The organism is Haloarcula sp. KBTZ06, from assembly GCF_048595605.1.
Taxonomy (GTDB): Archaea; Halobacteriota; Halobacteria; order Halobacteriales; family Haloarculaceae; genus Haloarcula; species Haloarcula hispanica.
Window position 1 is genome coordinate 2,646,878 of the sequence record NZ_CP184337.1, and the last position, 15,041, is coordinate 2,661,918.

17 protein-coding genes and 1 tRNA gene are annotated in these 15,041 nt (G+C 64.4%); 8 read left to right on the plus strand and 10 right to left on the minus strand.

The annotated features are described in order from the left end of the window. The first annotated feature begins 511 nt into the window (after window positions 1-511). Window positions 512-585, plus strand: a tRNA-Phe gene (locus tag ACNO8S_RS13780). A gap of 296 nt (window positions 586-881) precedes the next feature. Here the strand turns inward: ACNO8S_RS13780 and ACNO8S_RS13785 are convergent. After that, window positions 882-2,081, minus strand: coding sequence for a glycosyltransferase family 2 protein (locus tag ACNO8S_RS13785; protein ID WP_050007334.1), 1,200 nt, complete (start codon window positions 2,079-2,081; stop codon window positions 882-884). A 157-nt stretch (window positions 2,082-2,238) separates the two neighbouring features. Between ACNO8S_RS13785 and ACNO8S_RS13790 the strand changes: the two genes are divergently transcribed. Beyond that, on the plus strand, window positions 2,239-2,808 hold the full coding sequence (locus ACNO8S_RS13790; RefSeq protein WP_151145171.1) for a hypothetical protein: 570 nt from the start codon (window positions 2,239-2,241) through the stop codon (window positions 2,806-2,808). 96 nt (window positions 2,809-2,904) lie between these two features. Then, window positions 2,905-3,150, plus strand: coding sequence for a hypothetical protein (locus tag ACNO8S_RS13795; protein WP_014041423.1), 246 nt, complete (start codon window positions 2,905-2,907; stop codon window positions 3,148-3,150). Here ACNO8S_RS13795 and ACNO8S_RS13800 read toward each other — a convergent pair whose 3' ends face one another. Next, window positions 3,151-3,825, minus strand: coding sequence for a class I SAM-dependent methyltransferase (locus ACNO8S_RS13800; RefSeq protein ID WP_014041424.1), 675 nt, complete (start codon window positions 3,823-3,825; stop codon window positions 3,151-3,153). It abuts the gene before it with no gap. A gap of 155 nt (window positions 3,826-3,980) precedes the next feature. Next, window positions 3,981-4,505, minus strand: a complete 525-nt coding sequence (locus ACNO8S_RS13805) for an Hsp20/alpha crystallin family protein (RefSeq protein ID WP_420182110.1) — start codon at window positions 4,503-4,505, stop codon at window positions 3,981-3,983. 221 nt (window positions 4,506-4,726) lie between these two features. On the opposite strand from ACNO8S_RS13805, the gene ACNO8S_RS13810 reads away from it, so the two are divergent. After that, complete coding sequence (locus tag ACNO8S_RS13810) at window positions 4,727-7,792, plus strand: FAD-binding and (Fe-S)-binding domain-containing protein (RefSeq protein WP_420182111.1); 3,066 nt, start codon at window positions 4,727-4,729, stop codon at window positions 7,790-7,792. On the opposite strand, the gene ACNO8S_RS13815 is transcribed toward ACNO8S_RS13810, so the two are convergent. Further along, complete coding sequence (locus ACNO8S_RS13815; RefSeq protein WP_014041427.1) at window positions 7,784-8,311, minus strand: hypothetical protein; 528 nt, start codon at window positions 8,309-8,311, stop codon at window positions 7,784-7,786. The genes ACNO8S_RS13810 and ACNO8S_RS13815 overlap by 9 nt on opposite strands. 52 nt (window positions 8,312-8,363) lie before the next feature. Further along, entirely contained in the window at window positions 8,364-9,560 is a 1,197-nt protein-coding gene (locus ACNO8S_RS13820) for an ATP-binding protein (protein ID WP_225306786.1), read from the minus strand. Between the two features lie 223 nt (window positions 9,561-9,783). Here ACNO8S_RS13820 and ACNO8S_RS13825 point away from each other — a divergent pair, with 223 nt between their 5' ends. Continuing rightward, window positions 9,784-9,978, plus strand: a complete 195-nt coding sequence (locus ACNO8S_RS13825; RefSeq protein ID WP_004515390.1) for a cold-shock protein — start codon at window positions 9,784-9,786, stop codon at window positions 9,976-9,978. Between the two features lie 2 nt (window positions 9,979-9,980). Further along, complete coding sequence (locus ACNO8S_RS13830) at window positions 9,981-10,175, plus strand: cold-shock protein (protein WP_004515391.1); 195 nt, start codon at window positions 9,981-9,983, stop codon at window positions 10,173-10,175. Window positions 10,176-10,296: 121 nt separating this feature from the next. Here ACNO8S_RS13830 and ACNO8S_RS13835 read toward each other — a convergent pair whose 3' ends face one another. From ACNO8S_RS13835 to ACNO8S_RS13845, 3 genes are all read right to left on the minus strand, one after another. Continuing rightward, entirely contained in the window at window positions 10,297-11,040 is a 744-nt protein-coding gene (locus tag ACNO8S_RS13835; protein WP_050037138.1) for a DUF429 domain-containing protein, read from the minus strand. A 111-nt stretch (window positions 11,041-11,151) separates the two neighbouring features. Next, window positions 11,152-11,337 carry a hypothetical protein gene (locus ACNO8S_RS13840; protein WP_008307638.1) on the minus strand — a complete coding sequence of 62 codons (186 nt, stop codon included), beginning with the start codon at window positions 11,335-11,337 and terminating at the stop codon, window positions 11,152-11,154. 41 nt (window positions 11,338-11,378) lie between these two features. Beyond that, entirely contained in the window at window positions 11,379-11,537 is a 159-nt protein-coding gene (locus ACNO8S_RS13845; protein WP_008307637.1) for a hypothetical protein, read from the minus strand. Window positions 11,538-11,612: 75 nt separating this feature from the next. Between ACNO8S_RS13845 and ACNO8S_RS13850 the strand changes: the two genes are divergently transcribed. Together ACNO8S_RS13850 and ACNO8S_RS13855 are read left to right on the plus strand one after the other, a co-directional pair. Further along, on the plus strand, window positions 11,613-12,320 hold the full coding sequence (locus ACNO8S_RS13850; RefSeq protein ID WP_008307635.1) for a nucleotidyltransferase family protein: 708 nt from the start codon (window positions 11,613-11,615) through the stop codon (window positions 12,318-12,320). An 80-nt stretch (window positions 12,321-12,400) separates the two neighbouring features. Continuing rightward, the gene (locus ACNO8S_RS13855; RefSeq protein WP_420182112.1) at window positions 12,401-13,000 is read left to right on the plus strand and encodes a DUF4864 domain-containing protein; all 600 of its coding nucleotides are present in this window, start codon (window positions 12,401-12,403) and stop codon (window positions 12,998-13,000) included. On the opposite strand, the gene ACNO8S_RS13860 is transcribed toward ACNO8S_RS13855, so the two are convergent. Then, window positions 12,997-14,076: a sugar ABC transporter permease gene (locus ACNO8S_RS13860; RefSeq protein ID WP_064288662.1), complete on the minus strand. Its 1,080-nt coding sequence runs from the start codon at window positions 14,074-14,076 to the stop codon at window positions 12,997-12,999. The genes ACNO8S_RS13855 and ACNO8S_RS13860 overlap by 4 nt on opposite strands. Further along, on the minus strand, window positions 14,076-15,038 hold the full coding sequence (locus ACNO8S_RS13865; protein WP_420182113.1) for a carbohydrate ABC transporter permease: 963 nt from the start codon (window positions 15,036-15,038) through the stop codon (window positions 14,076-14,078). Before ACNO8S_RS13865 ends, ACNO8S_RS13860 begins: the two co-directional genes overlap by 1 nt. Between the last annotated feature and the right edge of the window lie 3 nt (window positions 15,039-15,041).

A 15,041-nucleotide genomic window follows, 5' to 3' on the forward strand; every position in this document is an offset into this window, starting at 1 on the left:
GGCGCTCACCTCCGAGCGCCGCATGTGTGATTCGGCCGGGCGGTTCGAATCAGGGAACGAAGCAGCGCGGAGTGACCGTGGTTCGAATCCGCCGGGAGAGCACTGCTCTCCCGAGCCCTCGTTCGCTTCGCTCACGAGGACGCCCGGACCCATCCTGCGACGAACGGACGTGAGGAGCGGATGGTCCCTGTGGATTCGATTCCTGCGAGTCGCGCACGATATCATGACCCAGGTACCAGAGCGTCTATCTCGATTGATAGTCGCCCGTAATCCATATATCCGGAGTGGTGGTAGTGCGTGGCATGATAGATGGCTCGACGTGTCCGGCCTGCAGCGGGCACGTCTCGACGACTAACGGCACCGAATACGAATGCGACGACTGTGGCGAGACGTTCGACAGCGCGGACCTGTTCCTCCCGTAATCGGCGGTCGAACCGCCCGGCCGACCCCACAGAACCTGCGCCCGCTTTCGAAATGCTTTTTTCTACCCTCGTCATCGCTTGGAGTGCACGCCGCCTTAGCTCAGACTGGGAGAGCACTCGACTGAAGATCGAGCTGTCCCCGGTTCAAATCCGGGAGGCGGCACTTCTGTGGTTCTGACCGGTGAGCGGAGCGAACCGTCAGAATCCAGTGTGCGAACCGAGCGGATTTGAACGAGACGAGTCACAGCCCGCGCAGCGAAGCGAGCAGGAATGTCTCGGCGTAGTTCACAATTCGGGAGGCGGCATCCCGATTCTACGCGGTTTCCATTCGCGTAACTTTTATACTCGACTGAAGATCGAGCTGTCCCCGTCCCTGCGAGCGGGGAGCCGAGAGTTGCGTTACGACAGGCTGCCTGTAATCAAACACCGAGAGTACTAGATAGCGACTGAAGCGAGGGGTTACCCGTTGCCGACCTTCTCCGTGACGCGGAACCCTTCGGGTGGGTCGAGGATGCCGGCGACAGTACCCATCGAGTGGACGACAGTGATAAGCGGGGCAAGTGGGGCAGCCAGCAGCCACTCGGTTTTGTCCGGGCCGTAGTACTGAACGCCGCGAAGATACCAGAAGAACGTCAGCAGCCCAAGCGTAACCGAGGCAAGCGTAAACAGGCCACTAGAGCCAACGCCGACGCCGAGAACCGACAGCGGGACGACGATGAGCGTGACAATCGGTGAGAGCGCCCATGCGTAGTTCCGGACACGAGTGACTAGCTGGTAGCCCACAGGCAGATCTGTCGATGCTTCGAGGTTGCCGGCGGCCCAGCGGCGGCGTTGCTGAGTGATTTCGGTCAGCGACGGCGGAGCTTCGTTGCGGCAGGTGGCCGTCGCGAGCTCGAACGAGAAGTCCTCGAGTCGCTGGGCGGCCGCCCAGACGAACGCGGTGTCCTCGACGATAGTTTCGCGGTTCCAGGTCACGTCGTCCTCGACGGACTGCCTCACGGCGATGCCGCCGCCCCACGCGAACAGCGGGATCGAGAGGCGGGCGAAGGCGCGCTGTTCGACCTGGACGCCCATCCGATAGACGTCAGCGAGATAGGACAGTACCGACCCGGTGCGGCGGGGCTCCTCGCGGAGTTGGACGATATCCGCGTCCGGTAGCCCCTCGAAGGACTCGACGTGGCTGTCTTCGTCGAGATACAGCACGAACTCCCGGTCGTGGTCGAGCGTGCGACGGGCCCACTCGATGGCGCGACCCTTGCGGACGGCCGCACAGTCGAACCCGTCGGGGACGGCGTGGACGGTTGCGCCGTCGACGTCGATGTCCGTCTCGGCGATGACGCGGATGTCGTCGAAGGTCACGGGCAGTGAGTCCACGGTCGCCTGCACGACATCTGCGGCATCGACGGTGAGGATGCGGACCTGGATGTCGTCGCCACCGTGGACGGGCTCCGGCGGTTCATAGCCAGCACCGATGACGTAGGTGAGCACGAGCCAGATGAGCGCGGACGTGGCGAACAGGACCGTCGTTCCCCAAAGGAGGAGTTCGAACACGCTGTGCCAGTCGACGAGGCCGAGTGTCAGCGATGGCGTGAGGACGGCCACGGCCGTGAGGAGCAGGACCGCCCCGACTCCGGAGAGCGTGATGCGTTCGACTTTCATTGTGGTTCCATCCAGTGCCCCACGCCACTTCATGCAGGAACACCGTCAGCCCGTCTTACCGTCGTTTTTGGCCGAATTAAGCTGATTTACACGGGATTGAGGTCGGTTTGAATTGCGGCCGACCGCCGGAACAGGTAATTCCGTGGCGACAAGTAGCATGGGTATGACAGAGGAGCCAGCACACGAGCAGATGGAGCGCCATGCGACCCTGACAGACGAACTCGCGGCCCTCAGTGTGGAGCGGGACGCCGTCGCGGCGGCAGTGCAGGACCGGCTTGCCGACGCGGTTTCGGAGGCGATAGCAGAAGCGGGCGCGAACGTCGGGAATCTCGGGCAGTCCAAAGACGGTAAGCGGTTCCGGTTCGAGGCGCGACTCGACCGGGCGGCGCTGGTGGCGACGGTGACGGAAGCGCTGCCGGACGGATTCGTCGTCTCCCACGTCAACGAGGACGGGACGCTGAGCGTGGACTGGACCGGCGACAGCACCACGCCGTCGAAGCGTGAACATGGGGCCATCCTGAAGGCAATTATCGCAGAGGAAACAGAGACGGACAGCGACGGCTTCATTGAGTCTGTACCCAGCCGAGACCGCGTTCTGGCGCGGGCAGTGGAACTGGGCGTCGACGAGGGTGACGCGGCAGACCGCCTCAGTCGGCTGGCGACGCTGGATGTTGTCGATATCACCGACGAGGGGGTCTACCCCGACGAGAACTTCTCGCGGTACTAGCGCTTGGAACCGCCCGACAGCGGGCGTCGGTACGCAGGTAGACCGAGTGGCGCAACCGACGTTTATTACTTAGCCCGGCCAGAAATGTCACACAGAATGGCAGTACTATCGACAGAAGACGAGGGGAAGTTCCTCATGGACGCACAGGGAGAGCAGATCGGCATCGTGACCGAGGTCGACCCGAAGGGACAGGTCGCGTACGTCGAACCGGATCCGGACCTCACCGAGGCCTGGGTGCAGGGGCTCGGGTTCGGTGACGCCGACGAGGACGATATCGAGGTCGCCGCCGACGCCATCGGAACGATCACTGACAGCGAACTGCGCGTGACTGTCGACCTGTAGTCACGCTCCGGATTCGGGACGCTCGCCCACCACGAGCGTCCACCACTTGACGAACTGCGTCCGTTCGTAGAGGTTGAGCAGCCGCGCCGACGCGTCCGACTCGGAGATGCTCGCGAGCATCAACGGCGATCCGAGCGTCCGTTTCTCGGCGACTTCGAACGATTCGGATACGAGGTCGGTGACGGCGGTCTCCGAGAGGTGGCCGTAGATGTCGGTGTCTTCCTCCAGCAGCCCCAGCCGGAACGCGACACCCTTGGTGAGTCGCCGGTACAGCCCCGGCGTCCCTTCGAGCAGAGCGATACGGCCCGCAGGGCGGAGGACGCGGGCGGATTCGCGAATGATTTCCGGACGGTCCGCGGGCGGGACGTGGTGGAGGAACCGGCGGCCGATGAGAGCGTCGAAGGAATCGTCTGCGAACGGGAGCGCTCGGGCGTCACCAGCCAGCGCTGGCTTGCGGACGGTTTCAACGTTCGACGGCCAGCCTTCCAGTCCGACATCGGCGCGGGGATGCATATGCTGGCCGAACGCGAGTTCGAGCGTCCGGCCGGGCGGGAGCTGTTCGGCTAGTAGCTCGTCGTGTCGCTCGTAGATTCGGTGCAACAGCGGGTGTTTCCGGACGTTCCGCGGCCGCTCGACGATTGCGCCGTCCTGAACGTCCCAGGTCGCGTCGGACATATTACGGCCTCACAGCACGGAGACCCCGGCGGTCGCACGAAACTATAGAGGCGATAATAGAGCGGCAGCTGACTAATACCGGAATAGTAGGTTGCTAAGGACGTTCTCACTGGGACAGTCGTGTAACGTCGGCAGACAACAGCCGAAAAGCGAGTCTATTCGATTTCGATCCGGTTCGAGTCGTCGGCGTCGTCCGCGCGCGGCAGCGTTATTTCGAGAACGCCGTTGTGGTAGGTGGCGGTGATGTCGTCGTCCACGACCGGTTCGGGAACAGTGACCCGTTCGGCGACCCGTCGGCTGTGGCGGCGAGCGCCGTCGCTGGTCTCTTCAGCGACCGTGCTCTCGCCCTGGATGCTGAGGACGCCGTCCTCGAAGCGGACGACGAGGTCGTCGCGCTCGAAGCCCGGGAGGTCGACCATCACGGCGTATCCGTCGTCGGTCTCGTCGACGTGGAGGTTCGTGTCGATACCGGGCCGGCGGTGGCCGCTCCGGCGTACGTCCGTGGACGGTCGGTCGGTACGGCGTTCCGGACTGTCGTCCATCCGGTGTCTCGAATCGTCACCCATCCGGCGGCCCAAACTGTCGTCCGTCCGGCGACTCTGGCTGTCGTCCATCATCGACCGTCGCGTCTGTGCGAAGAGTCGGAGCATCGTCTCGAACGGATCGTTGCTGTGTGTCATAATCACCTTATATAGGCTAGTACTGATATTAACAGTTGCGTAACATGTGCTATCACAGGGAGACAGAAGCGCGTGCCCCGGGCAGACGCTCGACTGGGTCAAAAGTGCGCCATGGGCTACCGTAGCGGAACTGTTTTGGCAGGCGTACAGCTAGAACAGCCAGAGCAAACCGCCGAGTACCCGGTCCGTCGGTGGCCGGGCGACTGGAAACGAGACACACCATGGCAACCGATTCCGGCACCCGGATAGATCCTTCGGCTGACGAGGTATCGAACTACGACTACCAGAACGACACCGTCGCCCGGTCGGGCCTCGTCGACGACCTGCGAGCGCGCATTGACGGCGAGGTGCGGTTCGACGAGTACTCGCGACAGTTGTACGCGACCGACGCCAGCCTCTACGAGGTGCTGCCTATCGGCGTCGTCTATCCGCGGTCGACCGATGACGTGGCCGCGGTCATGTCCTACTGCGCCCAGCGGGAGATTCCGGTCCTGCCCCGCGGCGGCGGGACGAGCCTTGCCGGCCAGACCGTCAACGAAGCCGTCGTGCTGGATTTCTCACGGTATATGAACGACCTCGTCGAGGCCCGGCCCGACGACCGGCGAGCGCGAGCCCAGCCGGGCATCAAGCTCGGCGACCTGAACGGGGAGCTGGCCGACCACGGGCTGAAGTTCGCGCCGGACCCCGCGTGGGGCGACAAGAGCGTGCTCGGCGGCGCTATCGGTAACAACTCCACCGGCGCACACTCCCTGCAGTACGGCAAGACCGACGCCTACATCGAAGAGTGCGAGGTCGTCCTCGCAGACGGCACCGTCACCACGTTCGGCGAGGTCACCCGCGAGGAACTGCGCGACCGAGCGGACCCCGACGGTGACCTCGAAGCCCGGATTTACGCCGAAATCGAGCGGATACTCGCCGAGGAAGGCAAAGAAATTACGAGCCACTACCCGGACCTGAAGCGCAACGTCTCGGGGTACAACCTCGACTGGGTCCTCGGAGATGCACAGGACGGGACTGTCAACGTCGCGTCGCTGCTGGCGGGCAGCGAGGGGACGCTTGCCATCGTCACCGAGGCCGAGGTGTCCCTGGAGCCGATTCCCGAGACCAAGTCGATGGCCCTGCTCGCCTACGAGGGGCTCATCGAGGCCATGGAAGACGTTTCGGACATCCTCGAACACGACCCGGCGGCCGTCGAGGTGCTCGACGACGTGCTCATCGACCTGGCCCGGGACACCGCCGAGTTCGAGGACGTGGTCGGCATGTTGCCCGAGGGGACTCGCACGGTCCTCATCGTGGAGTTCTACGCCGACGACGCGGAGAGCGGCCGGCGGAAGGTCGCCGACCTCCTGGCAGACCGAACGAACGGCGTCGGTTCGATCGCTGCCCCAACAGATGGCCGGACCGTCGTCGACACGCCGGTGCGGGCGTTCGACGCCATGGAGGCCCACGACGAGGCGAAACGGGAAAAATTCTGGAAGATGCGCAAGTCCGGCCTCCCGATACTGCTCTCGCGGACGACCGACGAGAAACACGGCTCGTTCATCGAGGACACCGCCATCCCGCCGGCGAATCTCCCGGAGTACGTCGCCGACTTCCAGGAGATTCTCGAAGAACACGACACCTTCGCCTCCTTCTACGCCCACGCCGGCCCCGGTGTGCTCCACATCCGCCCGCTCATCAACACAAAGACAGTCGAGGGCGTCGAGACCATGGAGTCCATCGCCGACGCAGTGACCGACCTCGTGGTGAAATACGGGGGCAGCGTCTCGGGCGAACACGGCGACGGCCGCGCCCGCACGCAGTGGAACGAGAAGCTCTACGGCGCGGACCTCTGGGAGACGTTCCAGGAACTCAAATCCGCGTTCGATCCCGACTGGCTGCTCAACCCCGGCCAGGTCGTCGGCGTCGACGCCGCCGCTGTCGAGTCCGGCGAGAAACCCGAGCGGGCACGCACGGTCGACATGACCGAGAACCTCCGATTCGACCCGGCCTATGAGTTCGACGCCGGGTTCGACCCCGCGCTGGAGTGGGACAACGACAACGGGATGCAGGGGATGGTCGAACTCTGTCACGGCTGTGGCGGCTGTCGCGGCCCGCAGGAGACCACCGGCGGCGTGATGTGCCCGACCTATCGCGCATCCGAGGAGGAGATGACGACGACCCGGGGCCGCGCGAACATGCTCCGGCAGGCCATGAGCGGCGACCTGCCGGACGATCCCACCGACGAGGAGTTCATGCACGAGGTGCTGGACCTCTGTATCGGCTGCAAAGGGTGTGCGAAGGACTGCCCGAGCGAGGTCGACATGGCGAAGCTCAAAGCCGAGGTGACCCACGCCTACCACCAGGAACACGGCTCCAGCATCCGAGACAGAATCTTCGCCAACGTTGACGCACTGGCAGGTCTGGGCAGCGCCTTTGCGCCGCTGTCAAACCTCGCGACGAAAGTTCCGGGTGCTCGAACCGTGCTGGAGAAGGCGGTCGGCATCGCACCCGACCGGACGCTGCCGACCTTCCGGCGTACGACGCTACAGGACTGGTTCGACGAGCGCGGTCCGCAAGTCCCGGCGGATGAAGCCGAGCGGCAAGCCCTGCTGTTCCCCGACACGTACACGAACTACAGCCACCCCGAGGTCGGGAAAGCCGCCGTCCGCGTGCTCGAAGCCGCGGGCGTCCACGTCGAGTTGGCCGACCAGACCGACAGCGGGCGACCGGCCCACTCGAAGGGCTTTCTGGACCAGTCTCGGGCGACTGCGCGGGACAACGTCGACGCGCTCGTGCCCGCCATCGAGGAGGGCTGGGACGTGGTGCTGGTCGAACCCTCTGATGCCGTGATGTTCCAGTCGGACTATCTGGACTTGCTCTCTGGCGAGGACGCGGAGACGCTCGCGGCGAACGCCTACGGCGTCTGTGAGTATCTCGACACCTTCCGGCTGGACCAGGGGGCCGACTGGGACGCCCCTGGTGAGACGCTGACCTACCACGGCCACTGCCACCAGAAGGCGACGAAGAAGGACCACCACGCCGTCGGCGTCCTCCGGCGGGCCGGCTATGACGTCGACCCGCTGGACTCGGGCTGCTGTGGCATGGCCGGCTCCTTCGGCTACGAGGCCGAGCACTTCTCGATGAGCAAGGCCATCGGCTCGATCCTGTTCGACCAGATTGGAGAGAGTCGCGGCAACACCGTGGTCGCGCCCGGCGCGTCCTGTCGCACGCAACTGGACGACTGGGACGAAAGCGACGGCGAACCGCCGCATCCGGTGGAGAAGCTCGACGCTGCCTTAGCCTGAGTCAATCTCGTCTGGCTGGCGAACCGCCTGTGCGATACCGACTGTCTGGCCGACCAGCGCAAGCCCGATGCCGGCAAGCAACGCGGTTTCCGCCGGCGGGAACAGCGCACTGGCGTAGACCGCCCCACCGAGAACGCTCAATACTGCTCCGGCCATGTACGCCCGCTGGCCTGCTGGAACGCGCTTGCCAGTGTGGTAGAGACCCACGCCCGGAACGACCATCCATCCCAGTATCGTCGTCGTCAGGAACGGGATCCGAAGCGGAGCGTAGAGCAAGCCGACGATGCCGCCGACGGTCAGGAGGAGGCCGACGAGGAGAATGTCGCGCCAGACCCGGAGGACGCCCGTCTCCATCTCGTCCCACGAAAGGACGGCGAACGCAGCGATGAGGACGGCAGCGACGACGTGAAACACCAGCACCGTCCGGTCAGTGACCACATCGAGATGAGCCAGCCCCACGAGCAGCCACGCGAGCGGGATGAGTACGGTCGGGCCCTGTGCGCGCAAGCGAGGGAACATACGCCTCACTGTGCCTCCCACAATCAAGAAACGTCGGTCGTGCGGACTGGTGTCATGCCCGCGGGAGTTCGACGACGAAGTGCGCGCCGTCTAGGGCGGTGTCGGGGAAGGGCGCGTCGGTTTTGCTGGCGGTGTCGGCGAGGGAGATATCGCCGCCGAAGCTCGTAACGAGTGTCTCGACGAGATGGAGCCCACCGCCGTGCGTGTCGCCCGCCCGCGGGTCGAAAACGCTGTCACGCCGGTCGTCGGGAATCCCCGGTCCGTCGTCGACGACGTGGGTCTCGACATCGTCGTCGGTCTCCCGGATCGCGACAAACACCGATGGCTGATGATATCTGTCTCCCGTCAACTCTGTCGTCTCCGCCCGCTGTGCCTCGCTCGGCAGCGCTGCTCCGTCCGTCGCGGTCCCCTCGGCGGAGAGTTCTGCTGCCGGCGTCCCGTGTTCGATAGCGTTCTCGATGAGGTTCCGGAGAACCGGGCGAGCGGCCTCGTTGGTGTATGCCATTGCGCTGTCCGGGGCTTGAACTTCGATGGTGATGGGATGTGTTTGCTCGATTCGCTGTATCACCGCCTCGGCAATCCCGACGATGTCGGTCGGTTCGAATGCCGGGTCGGAACTGAGGGTCTCAACGACCGCCCCGGCGTTGTCGACCAAGCTATCGAGTTCGGTTACCTGCTCGTGGATCGCGTCCGCTGCCGTTTGAACCGTGTCCGAGTCGGCGTTCCGTCGAATGATCGTCGCGCGGCCATCAATAACGACGAGTCCGTTCGCGATATCGTGTCGAAACAGGTCGTTGACGAACGACAGCGTGTTCGCGGTTCGGGTCGCCCGACTGGCATCCTGACGGGCCCGAACCGCAAGCGTGCCCGCGATGAGTCCCGTGACAGCGCCCGTCTCCATCGCCAACAGGGTGACGAACACCGGTTCGGCGATTGTTCGACCCTCCATCATGCGGATAAAGACGCTCAAACCGATGATAGCCCCGACCGCAGCGCTGCCGACAACGCTCCAGACGAAAACTGTCCATATCTGCTCCCCCGGTGTCGACGACGAGACGAGGCGATAGCTGCCATACACTAGCACCAGCGGCAGTAGCCCGTCGAGGGCCAACGCGAGCGCAGGGCCGCCGACCTGTCCGATACGCTGTGTCTCGATACCGAGGTGCCAGACGATGGCCGCACCTGTGAACGCGAGTCCGAAGCCAGCAAGCAGCCACGGCGCAAGGCGGGCCCGGGCACCACGGTACATAATTATGACTTGTGCTCGAACGGCTAATTCCATTTGGTTAGTGATCCGGTAAGACCGAACGCGACGCCGTGGCGTCTATAGCCAGCCGGGAGAGCCGGCGGCGCATGTGCCATGACAGTATTACACACCCCCTAATCGCCAGACAGCGGTCGGATCTTTCTGTTTCCCACCAGAGCATCGTACCGACACTGTTATCCGTGGTGCTGGCATCTCTTTGGTTGCAATGGCGAAAGGAACGGTTGATTTCTTCAACGACACTGGCGGTTACGGTTTCATCGACACTGAGGACGCGGACGAGGACGTCTTCTTCCACATGGAAGACATCGGCGGCCCGGACCTCGAGGAAGGACAGGAGCTCGAATTTGACATCGAGCAGGCGGACAAGGGTCCGCGCGCCAACAACGTCACGAGGCTCTAACAATGGCGGAAGGCACTGTCGACTTCTTCAACGACACTGGTGGTTACGGCTTCATCGAAACCGACGATGCGGACGAAGACGTCTTCTTCCACATGGAAGACGTCGGCGGCCCTGACCTCGAAGAGGGGCAGGAAGTCGAGTTCGACATCGAGCAGGCGGACAAGGGTCCGCGTGCGACCAACCTCACGCGACTGTAAGACGGCTTCTGTCTACAGTCTAGCACTATAATCACTTGTCAGCGGTCGCGGTGTAGCGTACACGGCAGTGTCGCTGGCATGCACATAACCCACGACGAGCGACGGCGCTCGCCGGAACACGTCACGACGTGATCAGTGGCGACGCCGCCCGATAGACGATCTCCATCGGCAGCCCCGCCGCATCTCGCGGCGGCTCGGGCGGCAGCGTGTACAACTCCCTGTCGCCCGGTTGCGCCGTATAGGAGAGAGTGACGGCGTCCAGCACATCGTGAACGGCTACCGCCGCGCCGCCGGTCGCTTCGGCGGCTTTCTGGACCGTCGGGGCGGCGTCGCGGTCGTAATGTGCGAGAATCCGCATCCGCTCGGCATATCCCCCGGCGGTGCGCTTCGAGTAGCTAAGCGGCTCGCCGCCGAAGGCCCGAAAACAGACCTCTGGGTGGGATTCCCGAATGGCTGCGGCAGCCTCGGGCAGTTCCTGCAAGAGTTCATCGATCCGGGCGAGGCTGTCGCTACGTGCGAACGCCTGCTCAGAGAGTTCCTGTCCGGTCTTGCGCCTGTGGACGCGGTTGGCCGTCGAGTAGCGCTGTTTCCGGGTCGCTTCTCGTACCGGCGGCGTGCGAACTGCCGCGCTCCGCTCGCCGAGCACCGACCGGGCGAGTTCGTCACACCGGCGGTCCGGATCACCGGATTCCACGAGCCCAATCGGCACTCCGACCAGAATCAGCCGAGCGCGCTCCTCGTACGCTGACCAGCATTCGCCGATACTGTCGAACACCGACGCGTGGTCGAACCCGTCGCCGGTGAGCGCCACAGCGACCCAGGACTCGTCGCTCCGGTCGACACCGACGTACAGCGGTTCAGCCATTATCGATACTCGTTCGGATAGGCGCAAAAGTGTATCCCGAGGTGTTCGTTGTCCAACCGGTCCAGCGTCCGAGCTATCGGCCGCGGCGCAGACTGTTCCGGCGGCTGTTCGTTACGACTGCCCGAACTTCGTGAGTTCCTTGAGCGGTACTAGCCGGTGTTCCATCGCTGGCTTCGTGTAGCCGGCCGACTCCTCGGAGACACCGCTTGTGAACACCAGCAGCTTCTGTTGGAGGACGTGCGGTACGCCGTCGTTGTCCCGGATGATGTCGACCGAGCGCCACGCTTCGTCTTCCATGCGTCAGAGTCACACACTGCTGCTACCTGTCTCTTTCCCCGTCAGGAGTCCGGCCCGACGAATATCGTCCGGAGCCGCGCACCGCAGTCCGGACAGCACAGCGTCTGCCAGCGGTCGTTGTCGAGGTCACCGAACGTCTCCCGGCGGACCGCCTCATCGACGGTGACCGACCGGCCGCAGGTGTCACACTCCTCAGCCATGCGTCAAGGTTGGCTGGCCACGGACAAAACCCGCTCGCCCACAGGCATTTAGCCGGTGCAAGCGTGGGGCCGGATATGGACGGCGTCGTACTCGCTGCCGGCGAAGGGACGCGGATGCGACCGCTCACTGCGGACAAGCCGAAGGGACTGGTCGAGGTGGCCGGAAAGCCGCTGCTGACACACTGTTTCGACACGCTGCTGTCAGTCGGCGTCGACCGCCTGGTCGTCGTCATCGGCTACCGCGGCGATGACATCGTAGCTCGCTACGGTGAGCGGTATCGGGACACCCCGATAGCGTACGTCCGGCAGGACGAACAGTTAGGACTGGCCCACGCGCTCGAACAGGCCCGCTCGGCCGTCGACGGGACCTTCGTCGTGCTGAACGGCGACAACGTTTGCCGGGCAAATCTCGACGGGGCCATCGAGCGCCACCGCGAGACCGACGCCAGCGCGACGCTGCTCGTCGAGGACGTGTCGCGGGCCGAAGCCAAGACGACCGGTGTCGTCACGACGGACGACGAGAACCGGGTGACCGGTCTCGTCGAGAAGCCGTCGGACCCGCCGTCGACGCTGGTCACGCGGGGCTTTTTCGTGTTCGAGCCGGCCGTCGGCCACGCCTGCGCGCTGACGCGACCTTCCGAGCGGGGCGAGTACGAACTCCCCGACGCAATCGACCTGTTACTGAGCGCCGGCCACCGCGTCGAGGCGGTCGAACTCGACGGGTGGTGTCACAACGTCAACGAACCGAGCGACATCGACGCGGTCGAGGAACGGCTCGGCTGACGGCATCGACCGCTGCCAAGCGAAACAGCGCACGGACGCGGCGACGGAACATCGAAGGAGCGTCACCCCAATACAGGGGTATGACAGCCGTTCGGCCGCTGGCGCTCGTCGCACTTGCCGCGGTCGTCGCACTGGCGGGCTGCGGTGCGTTTTTCGGTGGTGGCGACTCGGCAGGGTCGGAAGCGACGATAACGCCCGCCGACGTGCCGACGGACGAGACGCGAGCAGTCGAGACGACAGGCGAGGGGAGCTACTGGGGCAACGTCTCCGTCGACACCAACAGATCGGCGGTGACACAGCCGCGGGTCCTCGAACTGCGACCGAACTGCGAGCGGCCGCCGGGGCTCGTCGTCCACATCCAGGTGCTTGCACTGCAGAACAACGACCCGGCGACGAACGAGGGCATCAACACGACCTGGCAGTTCGCGTCCCCGTCGAACCGTGACCTGACGGGGCCGTACTCGAACTTCGTCCGAACCATTCGAAGTGGGTTCGAACCGCTGTTGAACGCGACCGGCGTGCGGTACGGACCGCTCGACCGCGACGGCGACACCGCGTCACAACCGGTGACGGTCGTCAATGGGAACGGGACGACGTCGAGCTACCGGTGGACGGTCAGAAAACAAGACGAAGCACCCTACGAGGGCTGCTGGATGACGGCCGGCGTCGCGCCAGCTTAGCCCTCCATCCCGCTGAAGGAGAGGCCGCCCTCGATGTAGCGCTGGGCGAACAGGTACGCCAGCATGATCGGCGAGGCGAAGGTGAGCGCGAACGCGGAGAAGCGCGCCCATGGGATGGAGTACTCGTCGACCATCGCGTACAGGCCGACCGGCAGCGTGTAGTTCTCCGTCCCCAGCAGCGTCTGGGCGACGACGAACTCCGTCCACCCGGTGAGGAAGACGAAGATGAACACCGTCGCCAGCCCGGCGGTCGACATCGGGATGATGACCTCAGTGACGACCCGCCACGGCGGCGCGCCGTCGACGACGGCCGCCTCCTCGTAGGAGACCGGGATGCCGTCCATGTAGGTCTTCAGCAGCCAGGTGTTGAACGGCACGGCGGTCGCCGCGTAGTACACCGCAAGCGCCAGTTTGCTGTCGTTGATGCCGAACTGGACGTACAGTGCGTACATCCCGATGAGCAGGGCAACGCCGAGACCGCCCCCGACCTGTGTCATCAGGACGTAGAGGAACAGGATCTTCCGGCGGAAGAGGAACTCCCGCCGCGAGAGGGCATAGGCCGCCGGAATGATGAGCGACATCGCGATCAGCACGGTGGGAATCGCCACCATGAGGCTGTTCCAGAGGAAGTGCTTGAACTCCGAGGGGCGGTCGACGCCGTAGTCGGAGGCGTCGAGAATCTCGATCCCCGGCGTCTGGAACACGAAAGCGAGGTCGGTGAACGGAATGGCGGCGGATATCGAGTACGACGGCACGATGAGGTCACCGATGACCCAGATGAACGGTTTGACCGTCGGATTAGTGGGAAACAGCGAGAAGCTCTCGGACGTGTACAGCGAGCTTCCGGAGCCGGAGAGGGCCGCCATCAGAATCCAGTAGATCGGGAAGAGCAGTGCCAGCACGACCAGCGTCGCGCCGATGGTCGAGAGAATGACCTTCAGGACTTCGGACGCGGGCAGTTCGCCCCGACGGACGGCCTGCACAGTGTAGGACCACTTGCGGACCGTCCGGCCGGGCATCGTCGCGAACGTCTTGATATCGTTGCCGAGCTTTCTGGCGATTGCACCGAGGAGCATTAGTCGTTCACCCCGTCGGCGAGTTTGCCTTTCTTGACGTTGAGCCACATGAACGCGCCGATGAAGGCGAGCGCGATGATGCTGATGGCCGCACCGCGACCGTACTGCTGGAACGACAGCGCCTCACGATAGCCGTAGACGACGATGAGTTCGTTCGCCCGTGCCGGGCCGCCCTGGTTGAACACGAACGGGATGAGGAACTGCTGGAACGAGGCCGCGGAGGTCAGAATAGACGCGAACAGCACGGGCCGTTTGATCGACGGCAGCGTGATATGAGCGAAGCGTGCGAGGAATCCCGCGCCGTCGACGACGGCCGCCTCGTGGAGTTCCTCGGGTACGTCCTGTAGCGCGCTGACGGTGATGATGACCATGAACGGGTACGCCAGCCACGCCTCCGTGACGTTGTACGCGACGAAGGCGGTCCAGCGGCCCGACAGCCACGCGACCGAACTCGCGCCGAACGCGGTCAGTAGCTGGTTCATCAGCCCGAACTCGGCGGAGCTGAAGATGCCACGCCACACGGTGATAGTGAAGATCGGCGGCAGGCCCATCGGGAAGATGATGAGCGAGCGCAGGACGCGCTTGCCGCGGACGAGTTCACTGGTCACGATAAGCGCGATGGCCAGGCTCGCCCCGATTTTGAGCGTGACGCTCGTAGCGACGAACAGCCAGGTGACGCCGAAGGAGTTCCAGAACTGGCCGTCGGTCAGCACGTCGGCGTAGTTCTCCAGGCCGACGAACAGCGCGTCGCCGAACGTGAGCACGGCGACGACGCCCTCGCCGGCGAACAGGTTCGCCGGATCTGCGTTCGTAAACGAGATTCCCAGCAGGTACAGCACCGGGAACAGCATGAACGCCGAGAAGACGAACAGCCCCGGGAGCACTAGCAGTAACGACGCGTCGTCCCGCGTCAGAAACGGGACCGACTCGATGCGGTCCGCCGCCCGTGAAACCGTACTCATGGG

Excerpts from the sequence above, each read along its gene's own strand:
- ACNO8S_RS13785 (WP_050007334.1), bottom strand. The coding sequence starts at position 2,081 with ATGAAAGTCGAACGCATCACGCTCTCCGGAGTCGGGGCGGTCCTGCTC.
- ACNO8S_RS13790 (WP_151145171.1), top strand. The coding sequence starts at position 2,239 with ATGGGTATGACAGAGGAGCCAGCACACGAGCAGATGGAGCGCCATGCG.
- ACNO8S_RS13795 (WP_014041423.1), top strand. The coding sequence starts at position 2,905 with ATGGCAGTACTATCGACAGAAGACGAGGGGAAGTTCCTCATGGACGCA.
- ACNO8S_RS13800 (WP_014041424.1), bottom strand. The coding sequence starts at position 3,825 with ATGTCCGACGCGACCTGGGACGTTCAGGACGGCGCAATCGTCGAGCGG.
- ACNO8S_RS13805 (WP_420182110.1), bottom strand. The coding sequence starts at position 4,505 with ATGACACACAGCAACGATCCGTTCGAGACGATGCTCCGACTCTTCGCA.
- ACNO8S_RS13810 (WP_420182111.1), top strand. The coding sequence starts at position 4,727 with ATGGCAACCGATTCCGGCACCCGGATAGATCCTTCGGCTGACGAGGTA.
- ACNO8S_RS13815 (WP_014041427.1), bottom strand. The coding sequence starts at position 8,311 with ATGTTCCCTCGCTTGCGCGCACAGGGCCCGACCGTACTCATCCCGCTC.
- ACNO8S_RS13820 (WP_225306786.1), bottom strand. The coding sequence starts at position 9,560 with ATGTACCGTGGTGCCCGGGCCCGCCTTGCGCCGTGGCTGCTTGCTGGC.
- ACNO8S_RS13825 (WP_004515390.1), top strand. The coding sequence starts at position 9,784 with ATGGCGAAAGGAACGGTTGATTTCTTCAACGACACTGGCGGTTACGGT.
- ACNO8S_RS13830 (WP_004515391.1), top strand. The coding sequence starts at position 9,981 with ATGGCGGAAGGCACTGTCGACTTCTTCAACGACACTGGTGGTTACGGC.
- ACNO8S_RS13835 (WP_050037138.1), bottom strand. The coding sequence starts at position 11,040 with ATGGCTGAACCGCTGTACGTCGGTGTCGACCGGAGCGACGAGTCCTGG.
- ACNO8S_RS13840 (WP_008307638.1), bottom strand. The coding sequence starts at position 11,337 with ATGGAAGACGAAGCGTGGCGCTCGGTCGACATCATCCGGGACAACGAC.
- ACNO8S_RS13845 (WP_008307637.1), bottom strand. The coding sequence starts at position 11,537 with ATGGCTGAGGAGTGTGACACCTGCGGCCGGTCGGTCACCGTCGATGAG.
- ACNO8S_RS13850 (WP_008307635.1), top strand. The coding sequence starts at position 11,613 with ATGGACGGCGTCGTACTCGCTGCCGGCGAAGGGACGCGGATGCGACCG.
- ACNO8S_RS13855 (WP_420182112.1), top strand. The coding sequence starts at position 12,401 with ATGACAGCCGTTCGGCCGCTGGCGCTCGTCGCACTTGCCGCGGTCGTC.
- ACNO8S_RS13860 (WP_064288662.1), bottom strand. The coding sequence starts at position 14,076 with ATGCTCCTCGGTGCAATCGCCAGAAAGCTCGGCAACGATATCAAGACG.
- ACNO8S_RS13865 (WP_420182113.1), bottom strand. The coding sequence starts at position 15,038 with ATGAGTACGGTTTCACGGGCGGCGGACCGCATCGAGTCGGTCCCGTTT.